General features: G+C 74.2%; 3 protein-coding genes. All 3 read left to right on the forward strand.

Features of this window, described 5'->3' with window-relative positions; translation table 11 throughout:
• Nucleotides 1-8 precede the first annotated feature (8 nt).
• Nucleotides 9-1,397 carry an FG-GAP and VCBS repeat-containing protein gene (locus ACOV8S_RS25170; RefSeq protein WP_448320858.1) on the forward strand — a complete coding sequence of 463 codons (1,389 nt, stop codon included), beginning with the start codon at nt 9-11 and terminating at the stop codon, nt 1,395-1,397.
• A gap of 967 nt (nt 1,398-2,364) precedes the next feature.
• Nucleotides 2,365-2,793 carry a cation:proton antiporter regulatory subunit gene (locus ACOV8S_RS25175; protein ID WP_448320512.1) on the forward strand — a complete coding sequence of 143 codons (429 nt, stop codon included), beginning with the start codon at nt 2,365-2,367 and terminating at the stop codon, nt 2,791-2,793.
• A gap of 3 nt (nt 2,794-2,796) precedes the next feature.
• Nucleotides 2,797-4,053 (forward strand): cation:proton antiporter, encoded by a 1,257-nt coding sequence (locus tag ACOV8S_RS25180; protein WP_448320514.1) that lies wholly within the window; start codon nt 2,797-2,799, stop codon nt 4,051-4,053.
• Nucleotides 4,054-4,312 lie beyond the last annotated feature (259 nt).

The following is a 4,312-nucleotide window of genomic DNA, read 5'->3' on the forward strand; positions in this document are numbered from 1 at the left end:
CCGGGCCGCTGCTCGCCGCCGTCCCCGCCTCGGCGGCGCCCGCCGAACTAGCCGACGACTTCAACGGGGACGGCTACCGGGACCTCGTCCTGGCCGGCGGCACCTACGGCCAGGACGGCCGGGTCACGGTCGTGTACGGCACCTCGGCCGGACCGGGCACCCGGGTGCAGACGATCCACCAGAACTCGGCCGGCATACCCGGCACGGTGGAGGCGGGGGACGGCTGGGGCATCGGCACCACCACCGCGGACCTCGACCGGGACGGGTACGCGGACCTCGTCGTCTCCTCGCCGGGCGAGAAGGTCGGCGACGTGGAGATGGCCGGCGGCCTCACCGTCGTCTGGGGCGGCTCCGGCGGCCTCGGCTCCGGCACCGTGTTCCACTCGCCGATCGCCCAGGAGTACCCCGGCTCCGGCGACTCCTTCGGCGAGCAGGTCGTGACCGGTGACTTCGACGGCGACGGGGACGCCGACCTGGCGGCGTACAGCAACAGCCAGGCGGGCGGCGTCGTGCTGCTGAAGGGCCCGTTCACCCGGGCAGGCGGCCACGGCGGCCACCAGTCGCTGGGCGGAAGCTACGGCTACCTGAACTCCTGGTGCCTCGTGGCGGGCGACGTGGACGCGGGCGGCGCGACGGACCTGTACATCCTGGGTCTGGACCTCACCGCGTCCGACGTCAACCTGCGGGCGTTCTACCACCGCGGCGGCAGCGACTTCGCCACCCGGACGGCGTCCGTGGTGGTCCCCGACGCCACCCCCGACAACGGTCCCGGCCCTCTCACCGCGGCGATCGGCGACTTCGACAAGGACGGATACGGCGACCTGGCGGTCGGCCGCGGCGGGGAGAACCCGGACCTCAACCGCGGTTACGTGGCCGTGCATTACGGCGGCGCGAACGGGCCGAACACCGCGCGCAAGCCGGTGAAGTTCACCCAGGACACCACCGGCGTGCCCGGTGCAAGGGAGGACGACGACCTGTTCGGCTACGCGGTGGCGGCCGGCGACGTCAACGGCGACGGGTACGCGGACCTCGCGGTCGGCAGCCCTGGTGAGGACCTGGCGGGCAAGCGCGACGGCGGCGCGGTCACCGTGCTGCTCGGCCGGGCCGGCGGTCTCTCCGGCACCGGGGCGAAGGCCTACGACCAGGGCACCTCAGGGGTCGCGGGCTCGATCGAGACCGACGACAACTTCGGCAACACGCTGAAGCTCACCGACTACACCCGTGACGGCCGTGCCGACCTGATGGTGGGAACGGACGACTGGGTGGGTGAGACCGTCGGCATGGCGCACCTGTTGAAGGGGTCCTCCACCGGCATCACCGGCACCGGCTCGAAGTCGTTCACGGTGGCCTCCCTGGGCCTCTCCTACGGCGACCTCGGCACCTGGTTCTCCGGCTGACCCGTACCGCCCACCGGGCTCACCCGTGACCGGCGCCGGCCGCCGGTCACGGGTGAGCCGGAGTCCGGACACCCCGACGACCAGCAGCCCCAGCAGCGTCGCGACCAGCGCGCGGGCGGGGCCGGAGGACCGGCGCACCGCGTCGCCGCCGGTCAGCAGCACCACGGCGGCGACGAGCGCGACGCCGGGCACCGAGAGGATCGCGGAGCGGCCGCGCCGCAGGTCGTCCTCGGCCGGCGTGCCCGGCACGCCGACGCCGAGCGCGAGCGCCCGGACCCCGAGGGCCTGGGCGTCGGCCCGGTTCACCTGCCGGGGCACGAAGCCGCCCCAGTGGCCGGGCAGGAACAGCAGCCCCGTGCCGATGCCGAACCAGGAGGAGCCGAGCACGGCGAGGGCCGGCTCGGACCAGGCCGGCAGCGGCAGGCGTCCGACGTCGGGGAGGGTGCGCGGGCGCCGGGGGATGCGGCAGGGCGGCGGCGAGCGCCCACAGGGCCGGCGCGGTGACCACCACGACCCAGCCCGGGGAGTTGAGGAAGCTGACGACCCCGCCGCCGTGGACCGTCACCAAGGGCGTCCCGGTCGAGGAACGTCACCGCGCTCGGCCCGGCCGGCGCGACCGCCGTCGGCCACATCATGGTGCGGGCCACCTCATGGTGCGGGCCACCTCCCACCGGTGGCAGCGGGCGAGGGCGAACAGGCCCGGCGTGGTGCCGGGCATCGCCGCGCCCACCATGGCCTGGCCCAGCGGTTCGGAGGAGTGCCACGCCGCCGCCGGTCGGTGACGGAGGCCACCTCCGCCCGTTCCCGACCTCGCATCCGAGGTCGCCTACTGTGGCGGGGCGGGCTTTACCTGCGCATTACACATACCGCCCGGTACGAATCAGGGCGAATCACAGCGAAAGGGACTGCGGTGGGAATTCCACGGCTCAGCAGCACCCCCCTGCCGGGGATCGGCGTGAGGTACGACATGACGACGCGCGAACGCCGGTGCCTCTCGGTGGTGGCCCAGCGCGACGGCAGCCGCACGATCACCGCCTACTGCCAGGACGACCCGGACGCCGCCGAACTGTCGGTGCATCTCACCGCCGGGGAGTCGCAGGCCCTGGTCGACGCGCTGGCGCCCGACCACCACAGCCCCAGCCTGCTGTCCGCCGGCGACCTGGGCCTGGTCGCCGAGCGCATCGAACTCTCCGCGACCGCCCGCTGGAACGGCCGGCTGCTCGGCGACACGCAGATCCGGACGCACACCGGCGCGTCCATCGTCGCGGTGATGCGCCGCGCCGAGGCGATCCCCTCGCCGACCCCGGCCTTCCGCCTCGCGGGCGGCGACATCCTCATCGTGATCGGCACCCGCGAGGGCGTGGAAGCCGCCGCGGCGATACTCGAACAGGACTGATGCGTGCATTCGACCGCGACGTTCCTCATCGAATTCGGCGCCATCATCCTCGGTCTCGGCCTTCTCGGCCGCTTCGCCGGGCGCTTCCAGTTCTCCCCGATCCCCCTCTACCTGCTGGCCGGGCTCGCCTTCGGCGAAGGCGGGCTGCTGCCGCTGGGCGCCAGCGAGGAGTTCGTGGCGATCGGGGCGGAGATCGGCGTCATCCTGCTCCTGCTGATGCTGGGGCTCGAGTACACCGCCTCCGACCTGGTCTCCAACCTGAAGACGCAGTACCCGGCCGGCCTGGTCGACATGGCGCTCAACGCGCTCCCGGGCGCGGCGATGGCGCTGCTGCTGGGCTGGGGCCCGGTGGCCGCCGTCGTCCTGGCGGGCGTCACCTGGATCTCGTCCTCCGGCGTCATCGCCAAGGTGCTGAACGACCTGGGACGGGTCGGCAACCGGGAGACCCCGGTGATCCTCAGCATCCTGGTCCTCGAGGACCTCTCGATGGCCGTCTACCTGCCGATCATCACCGCCCTGCTGGCCGGCACCGGCCTCGCCGCCGGCAGCGTGACGCTGGCGATCGCGCTGGGCGTCGCCGGGCTGGTGCTGTTCCTCGCGGTCCGGTTCGGGCGGCACATCTCCCGGTTCGTCTCGCACCAGGACCCGGAGAAGCTGCTCCTGGTGGTCCTGGGGCTGACCCTGCTGGTCGCGGGCATCGCCCAGCAGCTCCAGGTGTCGGCGGCGGTCGGCGCGTTCCTGGTGGGCATCGCCCTGTCCGGCGAGGTCGCGGAGGGCGCGCACCACCTGCTGTCGCCGCTGCGGGACCTGTTCGCCGCCGTGTTCTTCGTCTTCTTCGGCCTGCACACCGACCCGGCCGCGATTCCGCCGGTGCTGCTGCCGGCGCTGGCGCTGGCCGTGGTCACCGCGCTCAGCAAGATCGCCACCGGTTACTGGGCGGCCCGGCGCGCGGGCATCTCGGTCAACGGGCGCTGGCGGGCCGGCGGCACGCTGGTGGCGCGCGGCGAGTTCTCCATCGTGATCGCGGGGCTGGCGGTCACCTCGGGCATCGAGCCGCGGCTGGGACCGCTGGCCACGGCGTACGTGCTGATCCTGGTGATCGTGGGACCGCTCACCGCGCGGTACACCCAGCCGGTGGCGCTCGCCCTCACCCGGGCGACGGCCCGGCGCCGTGCGGCCTCCACGGGGACGGCCGTCCCGTCCGCCGCGGACGCGTCCGCCGTGGAGGCGCGGGAGACGGAACCGGCCGAGAGGTCCTGACGCCGGTCACCGGGCTCGGTGCCGGGCTGGCGTCCCGCCCGGCGCCTCCGGGTGCTCCGGCCCGACCGCGCCTGGGGCTCTGCCCCGAGGCCTGCTGCCCCCGCCGCGGGGCGCCAGGCCTCACCCGGCGAGCGGGGCCCCGGCCCGGACACCGGCGCCCCCCAGCCGATACCGGACCCCGCCGAGCTCCCGGGCGACGACTCGTACTACACGGATCTCCCGCAGCTGAAGTCCCCGGCCGGAGGCAAGGCCGAGTCCG

It is taken from the genome of Streptomyces sp. CO7 (assembly GCF_053474865.1).

Coding starts and splice junctions, on each gene's coding strand:
- ACOV8S_RS25175 (WP_448320512.1), top strand. CDS start 2,365: ATGACGACGCGCGAACGCCGGTGCCTCTCGGTGGTGGCCCAGCGCGAC.